The organism is Bradyrhizobium sp. DOA9, from assembly GCF_000617845.2.
Taxonomy (GTDB): Bacteria; Pseudomonadota; Alphaproteobacteria; order Rhizobiales; family Xanthobacteraceae; genus Bradyrhizobium.
Genome location: NZ_DF820425.1, coordinates 2,739,799 through 2,764,658, shown reverse-complemented (window position 1 = coordinate 2,764,658; position 24,860 = coordinate 2,739,799). Strand labels below are relative to the sequence as shown.

The window sequence follows — 24,860 nt, the reverse complement described above, 5'->3', positions numbered from 1 at the left end:
TCGGTTGAATAACTGGCGTCTCGGAATACTGGATCGCCCGCCTTCGCGGGCGATGACACCGAGTGTGGGGCGACAACGCCCCCTACTTCTCCTTCACCGGCACCGTGTAGTTCAGGACCAGCCGGCCGCCATCCGGGTAGATCGTCTGCCCCGTGATGTAGGACGCATCGTCGCTGGCAAGGAACGCCACGACGGAGGCGACCTCGCTCGGCTCGCCGCCGCGGCCCGCCGGCGTGCGCGACAGCACCGTCTTGCGGGCGTCTTCCGAGGTGTAGATGGACGAGGCCACCATGTCGGTCAGGATCGTGCCCGGCCCGACTGCGACGACGCGGATGTTGTGCGGGGCGAGCGCGACGGCGGCGACGGAGGTGAGCTGCTTCATGCCGCCCTTCGACATCGCGTAGGTCGCCAGCGCCGGGATCGCCAGCAGCGCGTTCACCGAGGACATGTTGATGATGACCCCGCCGCCGCCCTGCGCGATCATTTGTCTGGCCGCCGCCTGCACGCCGAAGAACGCGCCTTTCAGGTTGATGCCGATGATCTCGTCGAATTCCTCTTCGGTGATGTCGAGGATGTCGCGGTTGCGGGCGACCCCGGCATTGTTGACCATGATGTCGAGCCGGCCGAACTCCTTCACCGCCGTCGCGACCAGCTGATCGACATCGGCACGCCTGGCGACGTTGCCGGCGACGGTGCGCAGGGCATCCGGCCGGCCGAGCTCGGCGGCCGTGGCGGCGAGGCCCTCGGCATCGACGTCGGAGATGACGACCTTGACGCCGTCGTCCAAAAACCTCTTCGCGCAGGCCTTGCCGATGCCGCGCGCCGCGCCGGTGATGGCGGCGACCTTGCCGGATAGTTTCATGGCTTCACTCCTGGATGTGTGACGATCTCACGGACGCATTCACGCGAACACGCGTGGGCGCAGCCCGGCATGAAACCAGGTGATCATGGAATAGATGTCGTAGACCGGCAATCCGACCTCGGCCTGAAGCGCAGCGGCATAAGGCGGCATGTTGGTGCATTCGAGCACGATGGCGCCGACATCCGGATGCCTAGCGACGAGCTCCTTGCCGGCCTCGACCACGTCGCGCTCGGCTTGCGCGACGTCCATGTCGTCCTTCTCGGCCTTGATCAGGACGCGGAAGAACTCCTTGCCGTTCTCGGTGCCGACCAGCGGCGTATCGAGCGGCACGCCGGCGCCTTCGAGGTGGGCCGGCGTCAAGGTCGAGCCCGACACCGTGACGAGGCCGACGCGCTTGCCGGGCGGCAGGGTCGCCTGCACCCACGGCACCTGCATCAGCGAGGAGGTCGCGACGGGAACGCCGACGGCGGCGGCGATCTCCTTCTGGAACAGCGAGAGGAAGCCGCAATTGGTGGTGATGGCCTCCGCCCCCAGCCGCACCAGATCCTTCGCCGCATCGATGAAATCCGGCAAGAGGCCGGCCGCGCCCTTCAGCACCACCTTCTCGGGCGAAGCGCCGCTCACCACGCGATAGAGCACCGGGAACGGCCAGGTCGTGCCGTTACCCATGTCGCCGGGAATGCGGGGAAAGCGCGCCTCCAGCATCAGGATGCCGAGCGGCGCGCCGTAGATGGCCTTGCCGCCACGGGCGATGCGGGAGGAGTTGCCGGGATAGGTCATGGTGCGCTCTCAGAGAAAACGTTCGGGCGCGAACGGCGCGAGTGGAATCTCCGGCGCCTTGCCGCTCACGAGCTGGGCGACGAGACGGCCGGTGCGGGCCGAGCCGACCAGGCCGACATGGCCGTGGCCGAAAGCATAGACGATGTCGCGCGTGGCGCGCGCATAGCCGATGCAGGGACGTCCGTCCGGCATGCTCGGGCGATGGCCGAACCAGGTCTTGACGCGCGCGGCCGGAATGTCCTTCGGCAGTTTCGGGAACATGCTGACGAGGTGGTTGCGCAAAATCTCGGCGCGCTTCCAGTTCGGCGCGGCCTCGAGGCCGGCGATCTCGACCGTGCCGGCGGCACGCAGGCCCTTGTTGGTCCAGTTCACCACCATCTTGGCGTCGGAGGCCATCATCGAGCTGCGCGGACCTGCTTCCGGATTTTCGATCATGACGTGATAGCCGCGCTCGGTTTCCAGTGGCAAGGGATCGCCGACCGACGCGGTGAGCTGTTTTGAGCGCGCACCCGCCGCGACCACCGCGGCATCGCAAGCAATCTCGCCGCTCTCGGTGACGACTGCGACGAGCCTGCCGCCGGAGAGCTTCAGCCCGGTCGCCTTGGCGCGCACGTGCTTGGCGCCGCTGGCAATCGCATGATTGGCAAGGGCCGCGACATAAGCGCCGGGATCGCGGCAGCGGCCGGCCTCCTCCACCACGACGCCAAAGGTGTAGCGCGGATGCAAGTCAGGCTCACGCTGGCGCATCTCGTCGGCATTGAGCTCCAGCCATTCGACGCCGACCTTCTTGCGCAGGCGCCAGCCGAGATCATTGTCGAAATTGCCGCGCGAGGTGAAGACATGCATCACGCCGTTGCGTTCGATCAGCTCGGGGACGCCGGCTTCTTCCGCGAGCTTCCTGTGCAGCAGCGGCGCGTCCTTCAACAGGTCGCGCAGCGCGAACGCGGTGGTCTCGACCCGCGCCGCGGTCCAGCCCGAGAGCAGATATTTGATCAGCCAGGGCAGCGCCTTCGGCAAGTAAGACCAGCGGATCGCAAGCGGGCCGAGCGGATCCATCAGATAGCCCGGCACCTTTTTCCAGACGCCCGGTTCCGCCGGCGGGATCACCGAATGCGACGACAGCCAGCCGGCATTGCCGTAGCTCGCCGCCTGCTCGCCGCCGGGCTCGCCGGGATCGATCAGCGTGACGCGATGCCCTTCGCGCAACGCCTCGATCGCGCTGATCACGCCGACCGCGCCGGCTCCGATGATGGCGACGTGGCGGCCGTCCGGCATCGCTTTAAGCTTTCACCGCGGGCGTAAAATCCTTGCCGACCGAGATCGCGCGCGGATCGATGATGCAGTGGAGGATCGACGGCTTGCCCGAGGCGAGCGCGCGCTCGAACGCCGGAGCAAACTCTTCGGTCCGCTCGACACGCTCGCCATGGCCGCCGAACGCCTTCGCGTACATCGCAAAGTCCGGGTTCTTGAGCTGGGTGCCGACGACGCGGCCGGGATAGTCACGCTCCTGGTGCATGCGGATGGTGCCGTATTGCGAATTGTCGATGATGATGACGATCAGCGGCGCATCGTACTGCACGGCGGTCGCGAATTCCTGGCCGTTCATTAGGAAGCAGCCGTCGCCCGCAAACGCGACGACGACGCGATCCGGATATTGCCGCTTGGCCAGCACGCCAGCGGGCACGCCGTAACCCATCGAGCCTGAGGTCGGCGCCAGTTGCGCGGCAAAGCTGTGGAAGCGGTGATGGCGATGGATCCAACCGGCGTAGTTGCCGGCGCCGTTGCACACGATCGCGTCCTTCGGCAGGCGATCGCGCAGCCAGGTCATCACCTGGCCGTACTGGAACGTGCCCGGCAGCTCGCGCGCCTTCCCGGTCCAGGCCAGATAATCGGCATGCGCCTTGGCGGCCTCGCCCTTCCAGGCCACCGCGCCGGACGGCTTCAGCGGCTCTACGGCAGCGGCGAACGCGGCCGGCGTCGCCTGGATCGCCAGATCAGGCTGATAGATGCGGCCGAGCTCCTCGGAGCCCGGATGCACATGGATCAGCTTCTGCTTCGGATTGGGAATGTCGAGCAACGTATAGGACGAGGACGGCATCTCCGACATGCGGCCGCCGATCAGCAGGAGGACGTCGGCATTGTCGATGCGCGCCTTCAGGCCCGGGCTCGGCCCGATGCCGAGGTCGCCGGCATAGTGCGAATGATCGGCATCGATCAGCGAGGCCCGGCGGAACGAGGTCGCGACCGGCAGGTCGAACCGCTCGGCGAACCGCGCGATGCTCTTGGTCGCCTCGTCGGTCCAGCGCGAGCCGCCGAGAATGACGAGCGGCGCCTTGGCACCGGCCAGCATGGCGCCGAGCTTTTCGATATCGGCAGGCGCCGGCCAGCTCACGGCGGGCTCGATGCGCATGGCATCGGCGACGGCCGCGGTCTCGGTCAGCATGTTTTCCGGCAGCGCGATCACGACGGGGCCGGGGCGGCCCTGCATGGCGACGCGGAAGGCGCGCGCGACCAGCTCCGGAATGCGGTCGGGACGATCGATCTCGACCGCCCATTTCGCCATCGAGCCGAACACCGCCTTGTAGTCGAGCTCCTGGAACGCCTCGCGCTCGCGCATGCCGGTGTCGACCTGCCCGACGAACAGGATCATCGGGGTCGAATCCTGCATCGCGATGTGGACGCCGTGGCTGGCATTGGTGGCACCGGGGCCGCGGGTGACGAAGCAGATTCCGGGCCGGCCGGTGAGCTTGCCGTAAGCCTCCGCCATCATGGCGGCGCCGCCTTCGGCGCGGCAGATCACGACGTCGATCGGGCTGTCATGCAGCGCATCGAGGGCCGCCAGATAGCTCTCGCCCGGCACGCAGGTGACGCGCTCGACCCCTTGCGCGACGAGCTGATCGATCAGGATCTGGCCCCCGGTGCGGGTGTTGCGAATGGTCATGTCGGCTCCTCGAGACTTCGGCGATGCGCACTTGTTTCGGGAACTGGCCTAGGACAGGCCGCGAGCGTGCGCAAGGTCGAAAGGCTTCTCGCAGCCTGCGCAGGCGTCATGCCCGTCCCTGCCGTTTGCACTACAGGCCATGCCGCGGCCACGATGGCGAGCTTCGGCATCTTCGTCTACGATCCGGCCGAACCAACTCCTCTGGAGCACCGGAATGCAAACCATTGGCCTGATCGGAGGCATGAGCTGGGAGAGCACCGCGCTTTACTACAAGCTCATCAACGAGCGGGTCCGCGACCGCATGGGCAAGCTGCATTCGGCTCCGCTCTTGATGTATTCCTACGATTTCGAGGAGATCAAGCAGATGCAGTATGCCGGCCGCTGGCAGGAGGCGGCGGCGAGCCTCGCGGAGGTCGCGCAGCGCCTCGAAAGTGCCGGCGCGCGGGCGATCGTCTTGTGCACGAACACGATGCACAAACTGGCGCCCGAGATCATAGCCGGCGTGAGCGTTCCGTTCATCCACATCGGCGATGCGACGGCCGAGCGGATCCGGGCCAAGGGATATCGGCGGGTCGGGTTGCTCGGCACCAAGTTCACGATGGAGGAAGACTTCTACATCGACCGATTGCGCGCGCATGGTCTCGACGTCTTGGTTCCTCCCGCACACGAGCGCGCCGAGGTGAACCGCATCATCTACGACGAGCTGTGCCTCGGGACCGTTGCCGCCCGCTCGCGCCGGCGTTATCAGGACGTGATGGCAGCGCTCGTCGCGGACGGTGCGGAGTGCATTATCCTCGGCTGCACCGAGATCACGATGCTGGTCGGCCCCGACGACACGTCTGTCGAGACGTTCGACACAACCGCCATTCACGCGGAAACGGCCGCCGATTTCGCGATCGGGTGATTTGATCTCCTGGGGACGTGGGCTGTCCTCACCCGCTCCGCTTCTGTCGCGCACTCGCCGCGAGCACCAGCATGAATGAGGCCGCCGTCATCAACGTCGAGATCGCGGCGATGGTCGGATCGATCTCGTCGCGCAGCGCGGTGAACATGCGTTTGGTCAGCGGCTGATACTGGCCGCCGGAGATGAACAGCGCAACGATCGTCTCGTCCATCGCCGAAATGAAGGCGAAGACGCCCCCGGCGACCACGCTGGACTTGATCTGCGGCAGCGTCACCGCGAAAAAGCTGCGCAGGCGGTTCATGCCGAGACTGCGCGCCACCATCTCCTGCGCGGGATCGAAGCTCTGCAGGCCCGCGAGCACCGAAATCACGACATAGGGCAGGCCCAGCATCACGTTCGCCAGCACGAGACCTGGCATGGTCGCGACCAGACCGACCTTGGCATAGACGAAGAAGATGCCGACGGCGATGATGATGATCGGCACCACCAGCGGCAGCAGCAGCGCCATATGGATCAACCGCATGATCCGCAGCTTCGACTGGCTGATGGCATAGGCAGCAGCCACCCCGAACGGAGTCGCGATCACGACGGTGAGGAGCGCGACCGTCAGCGTCACCCGCGTCGCCTGCATCCAGGCGGGATTTGAGAAATATTGCTGGTACCAGCGCAGCGAGAAGGACGGCGGCGGGAAGGTCAGGAAGCGTGCGCTGGAGAACGAGATCGGCGCGATGATCAGGACGGGGATGATCAGATAGACCAGCACCAGCGCGCTGATCACGTAAAGGGCAATCCGTGCGGGCGTGGCGCGCATCATTTCTGCCCCAGCACGCGATCGAGCGAGATGAAGCGGCTGACGACGCAGAAGATAGCGAGCACGCCGAGGAGCAGCACCACCGCGACCGCGCTCGCCGCCCCGAACTGGTTGTAGAGCTCGACATTGCGGCTCACCAGCATCGACACCATCACGGTGCGCCCGCCACCGAGCAGCTCCGGCGTGATATAGAAGCCGAGGCAGAGCACGAACACCATGGTGCAGCCCGCGAGCACGCCCGGCAGCGACAGCGGCAGGAACACGCGGAAAAACGTCAGCGACGGACTAGCGCCCAGGCTGGCGCCGGCCTGCATGAGATCGTTCGGAATCTTCTGCATGCTGGCGTAGAGCGGCAGCACCATGAACGGCAGCAGGATGTGCACGGTCGCGACCACCGTGCCGAACGTGTTGTGCACCAGCGCGAGCGGCTCGGAGATCACATCGAGATAGCGCAGCAACTGGTTGATCACGCCGGTGCGCTGCAGCAGCGCCAGCCAGGCATAGGCGCGCACCAGCACGCTGGTCCAGAACGGCAGCACGACCAGCGACAGGATCAGGATGCTCCATCCCCTGGGCACGGAATTGGCGAGATAGGCCACGGGATAGCCGAGCAGCAGCGCGATCACCGTGACCGCGAGGCTGATCTCAAAGGTCAGCGCGAAGCTGCGCCAATAGACGTCCTCGGTGAAGACCCGGCGATAGTTCTCCAGCGTGAAGCCGTCATTGTAGATCGACTGCCAGGCCAGCCAGCCGACCGGCAGCACGATCAGGGCCAGGATCACCAGCAGCGCCGGCGACACCAGTGCCAGCATCAGGCCGTGCTCGCGGCGCTGATGCTTTTGGGAGGGATCTGGCACTGAAGTCGTCAACGCTGCCTCGCTCACTTCTGCATGAAGGACGCCCAGCGCTTCTCGGCGGCCTCTCCGGCCGGCGAGGACCACCAGGCGTAGGACATCAGCGTTTGCTTGGCCGCATTGGCCGGCTCGCTCGGCAATTGCGCGGCGCGCTCGGGCTTGATCACGCTGGTCTCGAACGCCTTGGGATTGCCCGGACCGTAATCGATGTGGAGCGGCAGATTGGCCTGGTGCACGGGATCGACGGCCTCGTTGAGGAATTTCACCGCCGTGCCGAGATTCGGCGCGCCTTTGAGGATGCAGAGCGAGGTGCTCTGCAAAATGCCCTGGTTATAGGTGAAGGCGACCTTCGCGCCTTCCTTGGCGACCGCGCTGACGCGGCCGTTCCAGGCCATCTCCATGTCGACCTCGCCGTCATTGAGCAGCTGCGCCGACTGTGCGCCCGAGGTCCACCACACCGTGATGTGCGGCTTGATCTCTTCCAGCTTCCTGAAGGCGCGGTCGACGTCGAGCGGATAGAGCTTGTCGGGCGCGACGCCATCGGCCATCAGCGCGGCCTCGAGGGTCGCGAACGGGTGGTTGCGCAACGCACGGCGGCCGGGGAATTTCTTCACGTCCCAGAAATCGGCCCAGCTGTTCGGCGCATCCTTCGGGAAGGTCTTCTGGCTGTAGGCAAGCACGCTCGAATAGAACTCGTAGGACACTGAATAGGGGCTGCGATACGCCTCCGGCATCGCCGCGCCATTCGGAATTTTCGAGAAGTCGAGCTTCTCCATCAGCCCCTGCTCGCCGCCGCGCAGGCAGTTGCCGGTCGGGGTGTCGACGACGTCCCAGATCGGCTTGCCGCTGCCGACTTGGGTCTTGATCGCGGGCCAGGCGTCGGGAATGGAGTCCTGGTTGATGGTGATGCCGAGCTTCTTGGCGGAGGGATCGAGGATCGCCACCGTCTGCGCCTGCTGATAGGCGCCGCCCTGCGAGACGAAGGTGATCTGCTCGGCGGCATCGGCCGCACTGCTCAATCCGATCGCGCCCAGCAGCGCCCAGCCCAATCCAAATTTCTGCGTCGTCGTCATCCTCACCTCCTCCAAATCAATCTCACTGACCGATCGCATCGAGAAACTGGTACCAGCCGGCGACCACGCGCACGGCAGGCTCACGCAGCGGATAGAACGGAATTGCTTTCAAGCGCCTCGCGTCGAGCAGGCCGACGTCGGGCGTCTCGCCGCGCACGAAGGCGGCGAGATAGCGGCCCATCAGGCTCGACATCGCAACACCGGCGCCGTTGTAGCCGACCGAGACCAGCGTGCGGTCGTCGAGCCGGCCGATATGCGGCACCGAGTCCAGCGTCATTGCGACGAGCCCCGACCATTTGTATGCGAGCGGGACATCGGCGAGATCGGGGAAGATGCCGACCATCGCCTTGCGCAAGGCGTCGAACGCGGCTTGCGAATCCTGCTTGCCGAAGGCGCCGCGGCCGCCGAAGATGACGCGGTTGTCGACCATGCGGAACCAGCGCATCATGCGCTTGGTCTCGGTATAGGTGCGCCCCGTCGGCATCAGCTTTCCCGCAAGATTACGCGGCAGCTGCTCGGTCGCGACCATGGCGCTGCGGAACGGGATCAGCGTGCGCTGCAGATGCGCGGTCGCGCCGGTGAGATCCGAATAGCTGTTGGTGGCGATGATCGCCTGTTTTGCGCGCACGGCGCCGTGCGGCGTCTCGGCGACGATGCCGTCCCTCTCGCGCCGAAGCTTGACGACCGGCGACTGCTGGAAGATGGGGACGCCGCGGCGCGCCACGCCGTCGGCAAGGCCGCGCAGATAGTTCAGCGGATGGATGCCGCCGGAGCCGGGATTGAGCACGCCGCCGACGAAGATGTCGGAGCCGGTCTCCTCACGCACGCCGTTCTTGTCGAGGATGCGGACCTCGGCGGAGCCCATCTCGCGCGTCATCCAATTCGCTTCGTCGATCGCGGCCTTTAGCGTCGTCTCATTGTGCGCGGCCTTGACCTGACCGGTGCGCACAAGGTTCGCGCTGGCGATGCCGAATTCGGACACGAGCTCCTCGACCATGTCGGTCGATTCATGTGCGATCTCGTACATGCGCCGCGCCATGGCGCGGCCATGCGCGGCATCGATCTCGCGGAACGACAGGCGGAACTTTGCGGTGATCACGCCGCCATTGCGCCCGCTCGCGCCCCAGCCAGGGCGGTTCGCTTCGAGCACAACCGGAGCAAGTCCGCTCTTGGCGATGTGGTGCGCGGCGGAGAGACCGGTGTAGCCAGCGCCGATGATCACCACATCCGCCTGTTGCTCGCCCGACAGCACGGGAAACGCGCGCGCCGGCTCCGCCGTGGCTTCCCACAGCGAATTGACCGACGGCAGCGCGCTAAAGTCCCGTGTCATGCCACCTCTCCGTTACGCCGCCGGCCCGATCGCGGCGTCCGCGAGCGCCTTCAGGGTCGGATAATGGAAGTCCGGCTTGGTCAGCGTCTCCACCGCCGGCGTGCCGCCGAAGCCGGCGATGCCCTGGCGGCGCTCGATCCAGCACACCTTGTAGCCGAGCTTCCGCGCGATCCCGATGTCGTGATACTGGCTCTGCGCGACGTGCAGGATGTCGGACTGCTTGTAGCCGAACGCCGACTGGCGGCCCTTGTTGTAGGCGAAGAATTCCGGGTTCGGCTTTGCAACGCCGGTGTCGTCGGCACAGACGGTGTCATCAAAGGGATCGCCCAGCGCATGCGCGTAGCAGGACAGCGCGACGCGGTCGGCATTGGTCATCGCCACCAGGCGGAATTTCGTGCGCAGCCGCTTCAGCGCCTCGACGGAATCGGAGAACGGCCCCCAGCGCAGCACGGCGAGCTGGAACACGTCGCATGAGGCGTCATCCGCCGGCAGCCCGAGCTCCTTGGCGAGATAGCGATAAACGTAGAACATCACCTCGCTCGAACGCTCGTAATGCTTGTCGCGCCCGCGCTTATAGGATTCGAAGATCTTGTCGTCGCTGAGCTCGGCCGGCGTCTTGCCCGAGATCTTGCGCACCGCGGACAGCACGCCGGTCTCGAAATCGATCAGGGTGCCGACGACGTCGAAGGTGAGGACCTTGAAATTGCTGAACGCGGTTTGGGTCGTCATGTTCTTCTTCTCTCAGGTTGCAACAAGACTTCAGTCCACCCTGGGGACGACGATGGTGTCCTCGGGGTGGAGCGTGACGGTGAGGCTGCCGCCGAGCGGCGGGATGCGGGTGTAGGCCTGGTGATAGCTCGGCTGGCGCAGGCTGAGCGCGATGCCGTCTTCGAGCGCGATGAAGATGCGCAGGCTCTCGCCCTGGTAGACGATATCGGTGACCGTTCCGGTCAGCCGGTTGCAGGCGGCATCCTGCGCGCCGTCGTCGATCAGCAGTTTTTCGCTGTGCACGGCCAGCATCAGGGCATCGCCATCGGGAATGGCGCGCGCGCTGCGCAGCAAGGCATTGCCGAGCGCGACGCTGGAGGCATCGACGCGGCGGACCGGCAGCATCGTGGCTTCGCCGATGAAGCTGGCGACGAAGGAATCGGCGGGATGATCGTGCAGCCGCTCGGGCGCGTCGATCTGGACCAGCCGGCCGTCCTTCATGACGGCGACGCGGTCGCTCATGGTCAGCGCCTCGCGCTGGTCATGGGTGACGTAGATGATGGTGGCCTGGATACGCTTGTGCAGCGCGCGCAGCTCGATCTGCATGGATTCGCGCAGCTGCTTGTCGAGCGCGGAAAGCGGCTCGTCCATCAGGATCAGGCGCGGCTCGAAGATCATGGCGCGCGCCAAAGCCACGCGCTGGCGCTGGCCGCCGGAGAGCTGGGCGATGCCGCGCTCCTCATAGCCGGCAAGGCCGACCATCGAGAGCGCTGCGCGCACCTTGTCGGGCCAGGACGATTTCGGCAGGCGCCGCGCACGCAGCGGAAAGGCGACGTTCTCGCCGACGCTCATATGCGGAAACAGCGCGTAGTTCTGGAACACGACGCCGATGTCGCGCTTGTGCGGCGGCATGTAGGTGACGTCACGGCCGCCGAACAGGATCGTGCCCGACGAGGGCAGGATGAAGCCGCCGAGGATTCCGAGCAGCGTGGTCTTGCCGGAGCCGGAGGGGCCGAGCAGCGAGACGAATTCACCGGCGCCGACAGTGAGCGAAACGTCGTCGAGGGCGCGAACGGCGCCATAGGTCTTGCTGGCGGACCTGATCTCGACGCTTTCCGCTCGTTTGTCCAACGATCGACCTCGCGATGTCCCTTTAGCTGGCGTGCCTCACTGCGCGCCATAAGCCTGCTTTATAGACAGGGGTTTGGAGCACTCTCGGTTGCAGCGTGCGCTGCAACTCATCCTTCGCTCCAAGCCGCTATCTTCAGGCTATGAAGCCAATGACAACAGAGTTGGCAAAACCCGGCAATTGCCAAATTATTACGGGCCCCATAACATGACGTTATGCCAGAGCTCCGCCGCATGCTGCCGTCCAGCAACGCCCTGTTCGTCTTCGACGCAGCGGCGCGCAATGGCAGCTTCACGGCTGCTGCCGCCGAGCTGAACGTGACGCAGCCAGCGGTGAGCCGCATGCTCGGACAGTTCGAGGAGCATCTCGGTGTCCGCCTGTTCGATCGCACGGCGGGGCGCGCGGTGCTCACCGAGGAAGGCGAGCTGCTCTATCGCCGCGTCCTCGAAGGCTTCCGCAGCATCGAAAGCGGGCTCGTTGAGATCGAGCGGCGCCGCAAGGGCACCGAGACGGTGACGCTGTCGGTCTCCTCCGCCTTCACCACCCACTGGCTGATGCCGCGCATCGACAAGCTGCAGAAACAGTTTCCCCAGGTGGACCTGCGGTTCCAGCTGATCTCCGGCGCGCTCCGCGGGCCGGTGGAGAACGTCGATCTCGGCATGCGCTTCCGCGACCGCGACGAGCCGTCCTCCGGCGGCACGCTGGTGATGAAGGAAGTGATGCTGCCGATGTGCAGCCCTGGCTATCTCGGCGAGACCGATCCCACCGAGGGCAACACCATCATCCGCCTCGCCGAGACGCCGGGCGACTGGGCCGCGGATTACGCATCGCTTCTGACCGGGCGCCGCGGCGCGGCCAAGGCGCTGAGCTTCACCGACTATGCCGTCGTGGTGCAGGCCGCGCTGCTCGGCCAGGGCATCGCGCTCGGCTGGCTGACGGTCGCCTCGCACTGGCTGCTCACCGGCGCGCTGGTGCCGGCCTCCGACACGCTCACCACCACGCGCCGCATCTGCGAATTCCTGCCACCGCGCAACCGGGTCATGCGTCCCATCGCCGCCGAGATCCGCGACTGGATCATTGCGCAGATGAAAAGCGAGATCGCCGCGATCGACCGGCTCTATCCGAAGCTGGGTGCGATGGACGCGTGCTACTAAGCAGGCGGAGCTGAAGTGAGGCGCCTCTCCCTCCACGTCATTGCGAGCGCAGCGACTTGTCCGCCGAAGCCTCGGCGAAGGCGGAAGCAATCCAGAGTCTTTCCGCGAAGGGATTCTGGATTGCTTCGTCGCAAGGGCTCCTCGCAATGACGGTGGGGAGAGCTTCGTCTCTACCGATGCTCGATCGCCCGGATCGCGCCGCGGAGCTCGGCGAGGCCGCGCAGACGGCCGATGGCGGTGTAGCCGGGATTGGTGCGCTTGGTGGCGGCGAGATCGTCGAGCATGCGGTGGCCGTGGTCGGGGCGGAACACGATTTGCTCGTCGGGTGCGCGCCGCGCGTTCTCCTTCAACAGCGCCTTCAGCACCGCGATCATGTCGACGTCGCCGTCGAGATGATCTGACTCGTAGAACGACAGGCCGTCGGCCTCGCGCCTGGTCGCGCGCAGATGGGCGAACGCAATGCGCGGGCCGAAGCGCTCGGCCATTTCAGGCAGATTGTTCTCGGCGCGAACGCCGAGCGAGCCGGTGCAGAAGCAGATGCCGTTGGCCTTGGACGGGACGGCGTCGAACAGCGCCTGATAATCGTCGGCGCTGGAGGCGATGCGCGGCAGGCCAAACAGCGGCCGCGGCGGGTCGTCCGGGTGCAGCGTCAGCGACACGCCGAGCTGCTCGGCGACTGGCGTCACGCGCGCGAGGAATTCGGCGAGGTGCTGCCGCAGGATTCTCGGCGTGATGTCGCGATAGGTCTCCAGCCGGTCGCGGAATTGCGGGATCGTCATCGGCTCGGTGGTCGAGCCCGGCAGCGCGCTGGCGATGACCATGACGAGATAGTCGATGTCCGCCTGGCTCATCTGCTCGAACAGCTTTTTCGCGCGCGCCTGCGTTTCCGGCGAATATTCCTGCGCGGCGGCCGGGCGCTTCAGGATGTGCAGCTCGAACGCAGCAAAGCGGTCCTGGTCGAAGCGCATGGCGCGGGCGCCGTTCGGCAGCTCCCATTCGAGGTCGGTGCGGCACCAGTCGACGACGGGCATGAAATTGTAGCAGATGATCTTGATGCCGGACGCGGCGACCGCCTCCAGGCTCGCGATCCACGCCTCGATCGACTTCGTCGCTTTTCCGCCGAGCCGCTTGACGTCGTCGGGGATCGGAATCGATTCCACCACCGACCAGGTCAACTGCGAGCGGCCGGGCTGGCCGTTCTCGATGAAGTTCTTGCGCTCCTCGACCGCCTTGCGCGTCCAGGCCTCCCCGATCGGCACGTGATGCAACGCCGAGACGATGTCGCTCGCCCCGGCCTGCCTGACGTCATCGAGCGAGACCGGATCATCCGGCCCGTACCAGCGCCATCCCTCCAGCATCATGGGTCTCTCCCATCAGTTCGCGGTCAGCACGACCTTGACGCTCTGCGAGCGGTCCAGCGCCAGCCGCAGCGCATCGGGCGCGGTCGAGAGCGGCCGCTCGGCGGTGACCAGCGACAGCACGTCGACGCTGCCATTGCCGATCAGTTCCACCGCATTCATGAACTCGAAGCCGAAGCGGAACGAGCCGCGCAGGTCGATCTCCTTGGCCATCACCGCATTCGACGGCGTCGGGATCTGCCCGCCCGGCAGATTGCCGATCTGCACCACGACGCCGCCGCGCCTGACGATCTGAATCGCGCTCGCAAGGCCCGCAGCCGTGCCCGAGACCTCGAAGGCGACGTCGTAAGGACGCGCGGCAGCCTGTGCCTTCAGCCCTTCGTCACCGCCCGACACGATCTCGACGTGCGAGGCGCCGAGCTTGGTCGCAAAGGCCAGCGGCGCCGGCGCGATGTCGGCCACGGTGATGTCGGCCATGCCGGCGCGGTGCGCGGCGAGCATGGTCAGAAGCCCGATCGGGCCGGCACCGAAGATGATGCCGCGCTTGCCCTCGATCTTGCCGGCGCGCGCGACCGCGTGCAGGCAGACCGCGAGCGGCTCGGCCAGCGCCGCGGCCTGATAGGAGACGTGATCCGGGATCTTCACGCATTGCGCGGGGATCGCATCGAAGTAATTGGCGAAGCCGCCCTGCATGTGCGGCGTCTTCGAGGCGGAGCCCATGAAATAGATGTTCTCGCACAGGTTCGGCCGGCCCTCGCGGCAGGCGACGCAATGGCCGCACCAGCGCGACGGGTTGACGGCGACGCGGTCGCCGATCTTCAGGTTCGCGGCGGCCCCGGAGATCTCCACGACCTCCCCCGAGATCTCGTGGCCCAGCACCAGCGGCGACTTCACCACGAAGTCGCCGGTGCGGGCATGGCGGAAATAGTGCATGTCCGAGCCGCAGATGCCGCCGGCGCCGAAGCGGATGCGGACCATGCCCTCGCCAAGCTTGTCGAGCGGATGCTCGATCATGCGCAGGTCTTCGGGGCCGAACAGGGTCGCGGCAAGAGCGGTCGAGGTCATTTGGAGAGTCCCATGTATTTTGGCAGCCAGAGGGTCAGGTCGGGAATATAGGTGATCGCGATCAGCGCCAGCAGCAGCGGCACCAGCCAGGGCAGGATCGCGACCGTCGTGCGCTCGACCGAGAGCTTGGCGACGCGGGCGAGTACGAACAGCACCATGCCGAGCGGCGGATGCAACAGGCCGATCATCAGGTTCAGCGTCATGATCAGGCCGAAATGAATGGGGTCGATGCCGAGCTTGAGCACGATCGGCAAGAGGATCGGCACCAGGATCGTGATTGCCGCCGTGGTGTCGATGAAGCATCCCACGAACAGGATCAGCACGTTGGCGAGCGCCAGGAACACCCATTTGTTGTGGGTGATGCCGAGCATCCAGTCCGACAGCATCTGCGCCGCCTGCGACACCGTCAGCAGCCAGGCGAAGATCGAGGCCGCCGTGACGATGAACAGCACCGAGGCCGTGGTCTCGATGGTGTCGAAGGTCGCCTTGGCGACGGTCCGGAACGTCATGGTGCGGTAGCGCACCAGGCCGAGGAACAGCGACCAGATCACCGCGGCGACCGCGGCTTCCGTCGGCGTGAACCAGCCCAGCGTCATGCCGCCGATCAGGATCACCGGCGCCATCAGCGCCATCACCGCAGAGAAGTCGAAATACCAGTCGATCACCAGCAGCGTACCGAGGCCGATGACGACGGCCATGTTGACCGAGAGGCCGGCGAGCACCATCAGCCAGATCGCGAGCGGGAAAGCGAGAACGATGACGATCTCGAGCCCGGCCGAGCCGAGCTGCGGCCAGGAGAACGGCGTATCGCTGCCCCATTTGTTCTTGTGCGCGAAATAGCTGACCGTCACCATCATGAGCAGCGTCAGCACGACGCCGGGAATGAGGCCGCCGAGGAACAGTGCGCCGATCGAGACGTTCGCCATCATGCCGTAGATCACGAAGGGCAGCGACGGCGGGATGATCGGCCCGAGCGTGGCCGAGGCCGCGGTGACGCCGACCGAGAACTCGGTGGAGTAGCCGTGGTCCTTCATCGCCTTGATCTCGATGGTGCCGAGGCCGGCAGCGTCCGCGATCGCTGTGCCGGACATGCCGGAGAAGATCACCGAGCCGATGATGTTGACGTGGCCGAGGCCGCCGCGCATCCACCCCACCAGCGCGACGGCGAACTTGTAGATGCGCCCCGTCACGCCGGCGATGTTCATGAGGTTGCCGGCCAGGATGAAGAACGGCACGGCAAGCAGCGGAAAACTCTCGACGCCGGCGATCATGCGCTGCGCCAGCGTGACGTCGGGCGTCACGCCGCTGACCAGGATGTAGAGCAGCGACGACACGGCCATGGCGATCGCCACGGGAACGCCGAGCAGCATGAGGACGAGAAAGCCTCCGAGCAACAGCAGCATGGTCTTATCCTTCCGATCCGTCGTAGGCACCGGGACGTTCGAGGACCGAGTAGCCCTGCCGCCAGTTCTGTATCGCCACCTGCACGGAGCGTGCGAACATCAGCACGAAGCCGAGCAGCACGGCGTAATAGACGTAGTCCTTGGGAAGATTGATCGTGGTCATCTGCTCGTCGCCGATGATCTGGATGTAGACCCAGACCAGCTTGATGGCGTAGCCGAAGAAGGCAATCCGGATCAGGTCGATCGCCGTCGACAGCATGCGTCCTACGGCATGCGGCAGATAGCGATAGACCAGGTCGACCTGGATGTGCCGCGACAGCCGCACGCACATCGAGGAGCCGATGAAGACCACGCCGATCAGGCAATAGGTCGCGATCTCCTCGGTCCAGGCGTAGCTGTCGTTGAGCACGTAACGGGTGAAGAACTGCAGGAAGACGGCGAGCGCCATCACCCAGAAGATCGCCAGTGCCACCCAGTCCTCGAAGGCGTAGACGCCGAGATCGACCTTCGGCGTCGCCTCTTCATCGAAGGTGTGCGCGATCTCGTCCGCGGTGATCTGCCGGTGGATTTCGGCGGTGGACATGGGTACCTCTCGAACCTCTCTCACGTCTTTCCGGGGCGACGCGTACCAGTGCGCAATGCGCGCCCTGGCTCGGTCCTACGGACCGCCCCGGGATAACGCGGGGCTGTCGCATATGCTTTCACGGGGACTGTCCGCGGGCTTGCTCCGCCTCTCCCGCTTGCGGGAGAGGCCGACGCGCTCGCAGAGCGCGGCGGGTGAGGGCTCTCACCGCGCACATGCTCGGCAGATTCTCGACAACCCCAACGCGGAGACACCCTCTCCCCAGCCCTCCCCCGCAAGCGGGGGAGGGAGCCCAGTGCCGATGCCGCCGCGTCGTGCGCGCCATATGCGATAGCCCTGCGGGATGACGACTACGTCGTCACTTCACCGCCTGGATCTTCTCCCAATCCGCCTTGCGGTAACCGAACGTCTCGAACGCGACATTCTTCAGCACGGTGTCGCGGAACTCGTTCTTGTCGACCTCGGTCACGGTCAGGCCCTTGTCCTTGAAGAAGGCGACCAGCTTGGCCTCGTTCTGCTTGATCTCTCCGGTGGCCTTGGCAGCGGCCTCCTGCGCCACGTCGGTGAAGATCTTCTTGTCCTCGTCCGAGAGCTTCTTCCACAGGGCGCCGGCGATCACGGTGTTGAGGTGGTCGACGATGTGACCGGTCAGCACGATGTGCTTCTGCACCTCGTAGAACTTCTTGGCCTCGATCGTGGTCAGCGGATTCTCCTGCGCCTCGACGGTGCCGTTCTGGAGCGCGAGATAGACTTCGGCGAACGCGATCGGCGCGGTGTTGGCGCCGCAGGCGCGCGGCATGGCGAGATAGGCCGGAACGTCGGGCACGCGGATCTTCAGGCCCTTCATGTCGGCGCAGGTCTTGATCGGCTTGTTCGACGAGGTCTGGCGCACGCCGTAATAGGTCACCGCGACGATGTGGTGGCCGCTCTTGTCCTCATAGCCCTTGGCGAGCTCCTTGAAGATGTCGCTCTTGGTGTAGGCGAGCAAGTGATCGGCATCGCGGAAGGTGTAGGGATAATAGGTCACGCCGATCGGCGCGTAGCTCTTGGCCGCGAAGCTCGAGCCGGAGATGATGATGTCGACCGAGCCGAGCGACAGGCCCTGGTTGATGTCGGCCTCCTTGCCGAGCTGGGAGGCCGGATAGACCTCGATCTGGTAGCGCCCGTTGGTGCGCTTATTGATCTCCTGCCCGGCCCAGACCGATGCGGTGTGGAACGGCTCCGAGGTCTCGTAGACATGGGCCCATTTGAGCTTGGTCTGCGCCATGCCGGCGCTGGTGGCCGCCAACAGCGTGGCGGCGGAAATCATTGCTGCAATCGTCATTTTCTTCATCATCGACATTTCCTCCATCGTTCAAGTCTGCTTCTTGTTCGCCCGCCCCGGCATGGATGCGGGCCGCCCAATCTCACCGCCGCCGCGAGCTGCCGCTCTTGGCCTGTTTCTTCGACGGTCGTTTTGGTTTCGCCGGCTGAACCCCTGATAGTGCCGCCCGCTTCCGTGCAGCCGGCGCCCCTGCCGATGTCTCGGCACCAAAATTCTGTGCAAAGCGCTCCTGCGAATGCGCGAGATGATCGCGCATGGCGTCATGGGCCGTCAGCGGCCGGCGCGCAGCGATGGCGTCGCGCACGGCCCGGTGCTCGCTAAGCGCGGTTCGCCACGTGGTGGGGTTCTCGAAATAATGCGCTAGCTGCGCGAAATAGGGATTAAGGCGCTGGTCGAACAACTCGCCGACAACCCGCACCAGCACGGCGTTGCCGAGACATCCTGCAATGGCGATATGGAAGGCGCGATCATGAACCATCGAGGCTTCGCCGGGATGGTCGACATTCTCCATCGCGACGAGCGCGGCGTCGATGCGGTCGATGTCATCCTTGGTCGCCACGCGCGCGGCTTGCTCTGCGATGGCGCTTTCGAGGAATTCGCGGGCACGCAGCAGCTCGAACGGGCCTTCTATGATCGCTGATGGCGCCGGCGCGGCGATTGCGGCGGGCTCGATCACGTAGATGCCGGAACCGACGCGGATGCGGACGCGGCCCTCGACCTCGAGCGCGATCAAGGCTTCGCGAACCGTCGGCCGCGACACCTTGAGCTGCTCGGCGAGCTCGCGCTCCGTCGGCAAGCGGCTGCCGACCGCGTACTCGCCGCTGTCGATCAGGCTTCGCAATTGATCGGCGACCTGGCGATAGAGCCGTCTCGCCTCCACAGCTTCCAGCGGCACGCTGGTCCTCCCGAAAGGTCTCGCGCGGTCGTTAAAGACCCGCGGCCCGCCAATTTTGGAAAATTGGTCTTACCAATTGACCGGAGCATTGACCTGGTACGGACGCCGTGTCAAGCAGCGGCAAAGCAAAGGGGGAGACGTCCATGCGCCAGAGCTCGATGCGCCTTGGCCGCGCCAATCTCGACCGGCTGGCGCCAGGCATCCGCCGACCGGCCTATGACAGATCGCGTCTCACGCCCGGCATCGTGCATTTGGGCCTGGGGGCCTTTCATCGCGCCCATCAGGCTGTGGTCATCGACGACTGCCTTGCCGCGGGCGCCACGTCCTGGGGCATCGTCGGCGCCAGCCTGCGCAGCCCGGATACGCGCGACGCGCTCGCCCCACAGGATCATCTCTACACGGTCGCCGTGCGTTCCGCCGAAGGTACCGAGCACCGGGTGATCGGCGCCCTGCTCGACAGTCTCGTTGCACGCGAGAAGCCGGCGGCCCTGGTCGAGCGGATGGCCGATCCCGCCACCCGCATCGTCTCGCTCACGGTCACCGAGAAGGGCTATTGCCATACGCCGCAGACCGGCGATCTCGACGAGCGGCATCCCGACATCGTGCATGACCTGAACAATTTCGACGCGCCGCGCTCGGCGCCGGGCTTCATCGTCGCGGCGCTGGCACGGCGGCGGGCGCAGGGCCTTTCGCCCTTCACCGTGTTGTGCTGCGACAACCTCGCCGCCAACGGCCACACCGTGCAGCGGATCGTGACGCAGTTCGCCGCACTGCGCTCTGGGGATCTCGGCAAGTGGATCGCCGATACGGTCGCGTTCCCCTCGACCATGGTCGACCGCATCGTGCCGGAGACGACGGATGCCGACCGCGATGCGGTATCATCCGCGCTGGGCATGCGCGACGCCTGGCCTGTCATGACCGAGCCGTTCACGCAATGGGTGATCGAGGACCGCTTCACCGCGGGCCGGCCGGACCTTACTGCTGCTTGTGTCGAGCTCGTCGGCGACGTCAAGCCGTTCGAGCTGATGAAGCTGCGTCTGCTCAACGCCAGCCATTCCGCGCTGGCCTATCTCGGCTATCTCTCCGGCTACGAGACCATCGCCGACACCATGCAGGACCCGCACTTTGCGCGCCTCGCCGCCCGGGTGATGGAAGAGGCCGCGGTGACGCTGACCATGCCCGCGGGCACGGATCTTGCCGCCTACCGCGCCTCGTTGCTCAAGCGCTTTTCCAATCCGGCGCTGCATCACCGCACCTGGCAGATCGCCATGGACGGCTCGCAGAAGCTGCCGCAGCGGCTGCTCGGCGCGATGCGGGATCGCCTTGCGAGAGGCCTGCCGATCGCAACGCATGCGCTCGCGGTGGCCGGCTGGATGCGCTACGTCACCGGCCTCGACGAGCGGGGACGGCCGATCGACGTGCGCGATCCGCTCGCCGGCGAGTTCGCCGCGCTGGCGCGCGAGGCGGGACCCGTCGCCAAGCGCCTCGCGCCGGCCCTGCTCGGGGTGGCGAAGGTGTTCGGGCCGCTCGGCGCCGAGCCGCGCCTGCGCGAGGCCGTCACCGCAGCGCTCGGCCAACTCTACCGGGTTGGTGCGCGGCGGGCGGTGGAGACGCACGTCTCGGCCTGACCATAAAGCGGGCAATGCTGCACTGCGTCCAAATCGACGCGAATTCGAACGGAAGTCGCGCTTGATTTTTGCCTGTCCTTGCCCCACCCGAGAGCGATGGGAAACGACACCAAGGTCATCGCCGCCAACGCGGCCTTTTACGCCGCGTTTTCAAGTGGCGACTTCGCCGGCATGGAACGGATGTGGGCGGACGACGACGGCATCTCCTGCATCCATCCCGGCTGGCCGGCCATCATCGGACGCGCCACGGTGATCGGAAGCTGGCGCGACATCCTGCAAAACCCGCAGCGGCCGCAGATCGTCTGCGCCGAGCCGCAGGCCATCGTCGACGGCGACAGCGCCCGCGTGCTCTGCATCGAGATCGTCGACGGCACTGCGCTCGCCGCCGCCAACCATTTTCGCCGCGTCGGCGACGACTGGCGCCTGGTGCACCATCAGTCCAGCCCGATCGCACAGATTGTCGAGCAGGCTGAGGACGATAGAGCCAGTCATCGGGTCCACTGAGTACGGCGATCACGGCGGCGTGATCTACTGTGCATGGGGTTGTTTTTCAGCTTTTGTTTAGCTGTCTTGATGCGGTGAAGCTCGCCGCTTCCATTTCGACCTGCACCGGAGACGCATGCGGCTCTTCATCCTCGGCCTCGGCTATACCGCCCGGCATTTCGTCCGCAAGCACGGCGGCAGCTTCTCGCATGTCGCCGGCACCGTGCGCGATCCCGCGCAGCGGAACGATCTCGCGGACGTCGAGGTGCATCCGTTTTCCGGCAGCCATCCGTCGCCCGCGACGGTTGAACGGGTTCGCGACGCCGACGTCCTCCTGGTGTCGATCCCGCCCGGCAGCACCGGCGATCCCGCCATCGCGGCGTTTGGCGGCGTGCTCAAGGGAAACCGCCGCAAGGTCGTCTATCTCTCCACCATCGGGGTGTATGGCGATCACGCAGGCAGCTGGGTCGACGAGAGCACGCCGCCGCAGGCCGTGCTCGACCGCACGCGCATGCGGATCGCGGCGGAGCAGGCCTGGACGGACGCGACGGGCGGCGATGCGGCGATCCTGCGGCTTGCGGGCATCTACGGTCCCGGCCGCAATGCGCTGGCGACGCTGCGCGCGGGAACGGCGCGGCGCATCGTCAAGCCGGGACAGGTTTTCAACCGCATCCACGTCGACGACATCGCGAGCGCGATCATGGCCGCGATCCAGCATGGGCGCGGCGGCACCTGGAACGTCTGCGACGACGAACCCGCGCCGCCGCAGGACGTGATCGCCCATGCTGCACAGCTGATGGGCGTGGCGCCGCCGCCGGAAGAAGCGTTCGCCACCGCCGAGATGTCGGCGATGGCCCGCAGCTTCTATGCCAGCAGCGCCCGTGTCGCCAATGCGAAGCTGAAGCACGAGCTCGGCGTCACGCTTGTCCACCCCACCTATCGGCATGGCCTCGACGCGCTCTGGCGCGCAGGCGAAGGACGATAGGGTTCCTGCACCCCGGCGCCTGCCAGACATGTCTTGCCTGCGGTTGACTTCGTCGCTGCGCGGTCATGATCTAGACCTCGAGCGAGCCACCACGCAACGCGCTCGCCCTTGGGAGGATGCAATGAACAAGACGATCGCCATGATCGCGGCGACGATTGCCGTGGCCACGCTCGGTGCCGCGCGCGCCGCGCCGCTGCCCGAAGCCAATCCCGACGATGTCGGATTTTCGAAGCAAGGCCTCGCACGCCTCGATGATTTCTTCGCGCGCGAGATCGCGGCCAAGCGCGTGCCCGGCGCGGTGGTCGCCATCGCGCGCGACGGCAAGCTCGTCCACTACAAGGCCTATGGCCTGCTCGATCCGGCCAAGGGCACGCCGATGCCGCTCGATGCGATCTTCGCGCTGGCCTCGATGACCAAGCCGATGGCCGCTGTCGCCGGCCTGACGCTGATGGAGCAGGGACGGCTGCCGCTGCAGGCCAAGCTGTCCGATTACTATGCGGGCTTCGCCGACATGAAGGTCGGCGTACCCCAGGCCGACGGCTCGCTCAAGCTCGAGCCGCAGGCCTCGCCGATCTTCATCCACGATCTCTATCGGCATACGTCGGGGTTGATGTATGGCGGCCGCCCGGACTCATCGAGCCCGGTGGCGCGGCAATATCCCGATGGCACAGCGCCGGCGATCGAAGGCGACACCCAGGCCTTCATCGATCGCCTCACCAAGCTGCCGCTGGCGCACCAGCCCTCGACCGCGTTCGAGTACGGCTTTTCGATCGACGTGCTCGGCGCTGTCGTCGAGAAGGTGAGCGAGCAGAAGCTCGGCGACTATCTCGCGGCCAATGTCTGGCAGCCGCTCGGCATGAAGGATGCGACCTTTCATCCGACCGAGGCGCAGCGCCCGCGCCTCGCCCGCCCCTTCGCGAACGATCCGCTGACGGGCAAGCCGCAAGCCATCAAGCTCCTGGACACTCCGACCAAGTTCGATTGCGGCGGCGCCTGCTCGTTCGCGACGGTCGGCGACTACATCCGCTTCGGACAGATGCTGCTCAACGGCGGCGAGCTCGACGGGCAGCGCATCCTGGGTCCGAAGACCGTGCATCACATGACGACGAACCATCTCGGCCCCGAGATCAAGAACAGCGTCGCCAATGTCGAGCCGCATCGCGGCGGCTTCGGCTTCGGCCTTTCGGTGGCGGTCCGGACCAGCGAAGGACTGTCGTCGGTCCCCGGCAATCCCGGCGAGTTCACCTGGAACGGAGCCTACGGAACGCAGTTCTTCTGCGATCCCAAGGAGCGTCTCGTCGTCGTGGTGGGGACCGCGGCGCCGGGTGAGCTCAGGAAATATTACCGCGAGCAGGTCCAGGACATCGTCTACGGCGCGATGACGAAGTGAGATCGTCACGCCCTGGAGGAAAAGGGCGGCCGCTCCGGCCGCCCTCTTGATTGAGCGTCAGCTCAACACGCCGTATGTCTTGAACCAGGCCTCTGCCTGCTTCCACGCATCTTCCGCGGCGTCCTTGCGGTAGCTGCCGCGATAGTCGGCATGGAAGCCGTGCGGCGCTTCGGGATAGATCTTGAAGTCGGCCGTCTTCTTGCTCTGCTCGAGCGCGGCCTTCATCTGCTCGACCTGGGCGACGGGAATGCCGGTATCGGCGCCGCCGTAGAGGCCGAGCACCGGCGCCTTCATCTCGGGCGCGAGCTGCAGCGGACTCTTCGGCCACAACGGGTTGGCGGGATCGACCAAGGTCCCGTAGAAGGCTACGCCCGCCTTGAGCGCACCGCTGTGGGCGGCATATTCCCAGACCGTGCGGCCGCCCCGGCAGAAGCCGATGATGCCGAGCCTCGTCGTATCGCCGCCTTGCGAACCTGCCCAGGCGACCGTCGCGTCCAGATCCGACAGCAGCTCCGCGTCCGGCTTCGCATTCACCACCGGCAGCAGCTCCTTGATATCCGAGATCCTGGTCAGGTCGACGCCCTTGCGGAAATAATAGTCGGGCGCGATCGCGAACGCGCCGAGCTTGGCGAGGCGGCGCGTGACATCCCGGATGTATTCGTGCAGGCCGAAGATCTCCATCGCCACGACGATCACCGGCGCCTTGGTGTTGCCGGCCGGGCGGGCGAAATAGGCGGGCATTTCCTCGGAGCCGACCTTGATCCTGGCATCGCCCACCTGGAGGCCGCTTGTATCCGTCGTGATGATGTCGGCCCGGACCGGACCTGCCGCGAGCGTGTAGCCAGCCGCGACGGCCGCGGTGGCGCTCATAAATCCGCGGCGCGAGAGCGGGGCGACTTTCGTCAGTCCGATGGCGTCCGATGTCATGGCGGTTTCAAAGCTCATGGTTCTTCCCATTCCTGATTCCCATGCTGTTGCCCTTCGGGCGCCGCATTCGCCGATAATTCCCGGGCAAAGGCAACTCACCAGCCTGCGAGGATGCCGCTCGCCACCTCACCCCTTCGTTGGCGAACACAGATGTCCGCCGCTCGCCGGAGCATGGGTCGTGTGCCGGACTTAACCGTCTGGCCGCACTGCATCGCGACATCCATTAACCGAAAAGAATGGTTCTTTGCGTGCCGGCCAGGCCGCTTGGCGCTG

The 24,860-nt window shown here is 65.9% G+C and carries 23 protein-coding genes; 6 read left to right on the top strand and 17 right to left on the bottom strand.

Annotation, left to right across the window (positions count from 1 at the left end):
• Positions 1-82: 82 nt before the first annotated feature.
• Genes BDOA9_RS12910 through BDOA9_RS12895 form a run of 4 tightly spaced genes read right to left on the bottom strand, consistent with a single transcriptional unit; the run spans position 83 to position 4,583 of the window.
• Positions 83-862 carry an SDR family NAD(P)-dependent oxidoreductase gene (locus tag BDOA9_RS12910; RefSeq protein ID WP_025034355.1) on the bottom strand — a complete coding sequence of 260 codons (780 nt, stop codon included), beginning with the start codon at positions 860-862 and terminating at the stop codon, positions 83-85.
• A 39-nt stretch (positions 863-901) separates the two neighbouring features.
• Entirely contained in the window at positions 902-1,642 is a 741-nt protein-coding gene (locus BDOA9_RS12905; RefSeq protein ID WP_025034354.1) for an aspartate/glutamate racemase family protein, read from the bottom strand.
• Between the two features lie 9 nt (positions 1,643-1,651).
• The gene (locus tag BDOA9_RS12900) at positions 1,652-2,917 is read right to left on the bottom strand and encodes an NAD(P)/FAD-dependent oxidoreductase (RefSeq protein WP_025034353.1); all 1,266 of its coding nucleotides are present in this window, start codon (positions 2,915-2,917) and stop codon (positions 1,652-1,654) included.
• 4 nt (positions 2,918-2,921) lie between these two features.
• Positions 2,922-4,583: a thiamine pyrophosphate-binding protein gene (locus BDOA9_RS12895; RefSeq protein ID WP_025034352.1), complete on the bottom strand. Its 1,662-nt coding sequence runs from the start codon at positions 4,581-4,583 to the stop codon at positions 2,922-2,924.
• 214 nt (positions 4,584-4,797) lie between these two features.
• On the opposite strand from BDOA9_RS12895, the gene BDOA9_RS12890 reads away from it, so the two are divergent.
• Positions 4,798-5,487: an aspartate/glutamate racemase family protein gene (locus BDOA9_RS12890; RefSeq protein ID WP_025034351.1), complete on the top strand. Its 690-nt coding sequence runs from the start codon at positions 4,798-4,800 to the stop codon at positions 5,485-5,487.
• A 28-nt stretch (positions 5,488-5,515) separates the two neighbouring features.
• Here the strand turns inward: BDOA9_RS12890 and BDOA9_RS12885 are convergent, their stop codons facing one another.
• From BDOA9_RS12885 to BDOA9_RS12860, 6 genes are all read right to left on the bottom strand, one after another.
• The gene (locus tag BDOA9_RS12885) at positions 5,516-6,301 is read right to left on the bottom strand and encodes an ABC transporter permease (RefSeq protein WP_025034350.1); all 786 of its coding nucleotides are present in this window, start codon (positions 6,299-6,301) and stop codon (positions 5,516-5,518) included.
• Complete coding sequence (locus BDOA9_RS12880; RefSeq protein ID WP_042336018.1) at positions 6,298-7,110, bottom strand: ABC transporter permease; 813 nt, start codon at positions 7,108-7,110, stop codon at positions 6,298-6,300. Before BDOA9_RS12880 ends, BDOA9_RS12885 begins: the two co-directional genes overlap by 4 nt.
• A gap of 68 nt (positions 7,111-7,178) precedes the next feature.
• Complete coding sequence (locus BDOA9_RS12875) at positions 7,179-8,225, bottom strand: ABC transporter substrate-binding protein (protein WP_025034348.1); 1,047 nt, start codon at positions 8,223-8,225, stop codon at positions 7,179-7,181.
• Positions 8,226-8,247: 22 nt separating this feature from the next.
• Positions 8,248-9,555, bottom strand: a complete 1,308-nt coding sequence (locus BDOA9_RS12870; protein ID WP_025034347.1) for an NAD(P)/FAD-dependent oxidoreductase — start codon at positions 9,553-9,555, stop codon at positions 8,248-8,250.
• Between the two features lie 12 nt (positions 9,556-9,567).
• Complete coding sequence (locus BDOA9_RS12865) at positions 9,568-10,284, bottom strand: HAD family hydrolase (protein WP_025034346.1); 717 nt, start codon at positions 10,282-10,284, stop codon at positions 9,568-9,570.
• Between the two features lie 30 nt (positions 10,285-10,314).
• Positions 10,315-11,394, bottom strand: a complete 1,080-nt coding sequence (locus BDOA9_RS12860) for an ABC transporter ATP-binding protein (RefSeq protein WP_025034345.1) — start codon at positions 11,392-11,394, stop codon at positions 10,315-10,317.
• 213 nt (positions 11,395-11,607) lie between these two features.
• Here BDOA9_RS12860 and BDOA9_RS12855 point away from each other — a divergent pair, with 213 nt between their 5' ends.
• Positions 11,608-12,546: a LysR family transcriptional regulator gene (locus tag BDOA9_RS12855; RefSeq protein ID WP_025034344.1), complete on the top strand. Its 939-nt coding sequence runs from the start codon at positions 11,608-11,610 to the stop codon at positions 12,544-12,546.
• Positions 12,547-12,716: 170 nt separating this feature from the next.
• Here BDOA9_RS12855 and uxuA read toward each other — a convergent pair whose 3' ends face one another.
• The 6 genes from uxuA to BDOA9_RS12825 all read right to left on the bottom strand — a co-directional run bounded on the left by uxuA (position 12,717) and on the right by BDOA9_RS12825 (position 19,174).
• On the bottom strand, positions 12,717-13,907 hold the full coding sequence (gene uxuA / locus BDOA9_RS12850; RefSeq protein WP_082847816.1) for a mannonate dehydratase: 1,191 nt from the start codon (positions 13,905-13,907) through the stop codon (positions 12,717-12,719).
• Positions 13,908-13,919: 12 nt separating this feature from the next.
• Positions 13,920-14,969, bottom strand: coding sequence for an L-idonate 5-dehydrogenase (locus BDOA9_RS12845; protein ID WP_025034342.1), 1,050 nt, complete (start codon positions 14,967-14,969; stop codon positions 13,920-13,922).
• On the bottom strand, positions 14,966-16,372 hold the full coding sequence (locus BDOA9_RS12840) for a TRAP transporter large permease (RefSeq protein ID WP_025034341.1): 1,407 nt from the start codon (positions 16,370-16,372) through the stop codon (positions 14,966-14,968). The genes BDOA9_RS12845 and BDOA9_RS12840 overlap by 4 nt, the downstream gene beginning before the upstream one ends.
• 4 nt (positions 16,373-16,376) lie before the next feature.
• Entirely contained in the window at positions 16,377-16,955 is a 579-nt protein-coding gene (locus BDOA9_RS12835; RefSeq protein WP_025034340.1) for a TRAP transporter small permease, read from the bottom strand.
• Between the two features lie 358 nt (positions 16,956-17,313).
• Positions 17,314-18,279: a sialic acid TRAP transporter substrate-binding protein SiaP gene (locus BDOA9_RS12830; protein ID WP_445291821.1), complete on the bottom strand. Its 966-nt coding sequence runs from the start codon at positions 18,277-18,279 to the stop codon at positions 17,314-17,316.
• Between the two features lie 82 nt (positions 18,280-18,361).
• A complete protein-coding gene (locus BDOA9_RS12825; protein WP_025034338.1) occupies positions 18,362-19,174 on the bottom strand; it encodes a FadR/GntR family transcriptional regulator in 813 nt (270 codons plus the stop codon).
• A 143-nt stretch (positions 19,175-19,317) separates the two neighbouring features.
• Here BDOA9_RS12825 and BDOA9_RS12820 point away from each other — a divergent pair, with 143 nt between their 5' ends.
• From BDOA9_RS12820 to BDOA9_RS12805, 4 genes are all read left to right on the top strand, one after another.
• Positions 19,318-20,802: a mannitol dehydrogenase family protein gene (locus tag BDOA9_RS12820; protein ID WP_025034337.1), complete on the top strand. Its 1,485-nt coding sequence runs from the start codon at positions 19,318-19,320 to the stop codon at positions 20,800-20,802.
• Positions 20,803-20,898: 96 nt separating this feature from the next.
• Positions 20,899-21,306 carry a nuclear transport factor 2 family protein gene (locus BDOA9_RS12815; protein WP_025034336.1) on the top strand — a complete coding sequence of 136 codons (408 nt, stop codon included), beginning with the start codon at positions 20,899-20,901 and terminating at the stop codon, positions 21,304-21,306.
• Positions 21,307-21,421: 115 nt separating this feature from the next.
• On the top strand, positions 21,422-22,270 hold the full coding sequence (locus BDOA9_RS12810; protein WP_025034335.1) for an SDR family oxidoreductase: 849 nt from the start codon (positions 21,422-21,424) through the stop codon (positions 22,268-22,270).
• Between the two features lie 121 nt (positions 22,271-22,391).
• Positions 22,392-23,660: a serine hydrolase domain-containing protein gene (locus BDOA9_RS12805; RefSeq protein WP_025034334.1), complete on the top strand. Its 1,269-nt coding sequence runs from the start codon at positions 22,392-22,394 to the stop codon at positions 23,658-23,660.
• Positions 23,661-23,717: 57 nt separating this feature from the next.
• Here BDOA9_RS12805 and BDOA9_RS12800 read toward each other — a convergent pair whose 3' ends face one another.
• Positions 23,718-24,605, bottom strand: coding sequence for a dienelactone hydrolase family protein (locus tag BDOA9_RS12800; protein ID WP_025034333.1), 888 nt, complete (start codon positions 24,603-24,605; stop codon positions 23,718-23,720).
• Positions 24,606-24,860: the final 255 nt, after the last annotated feature.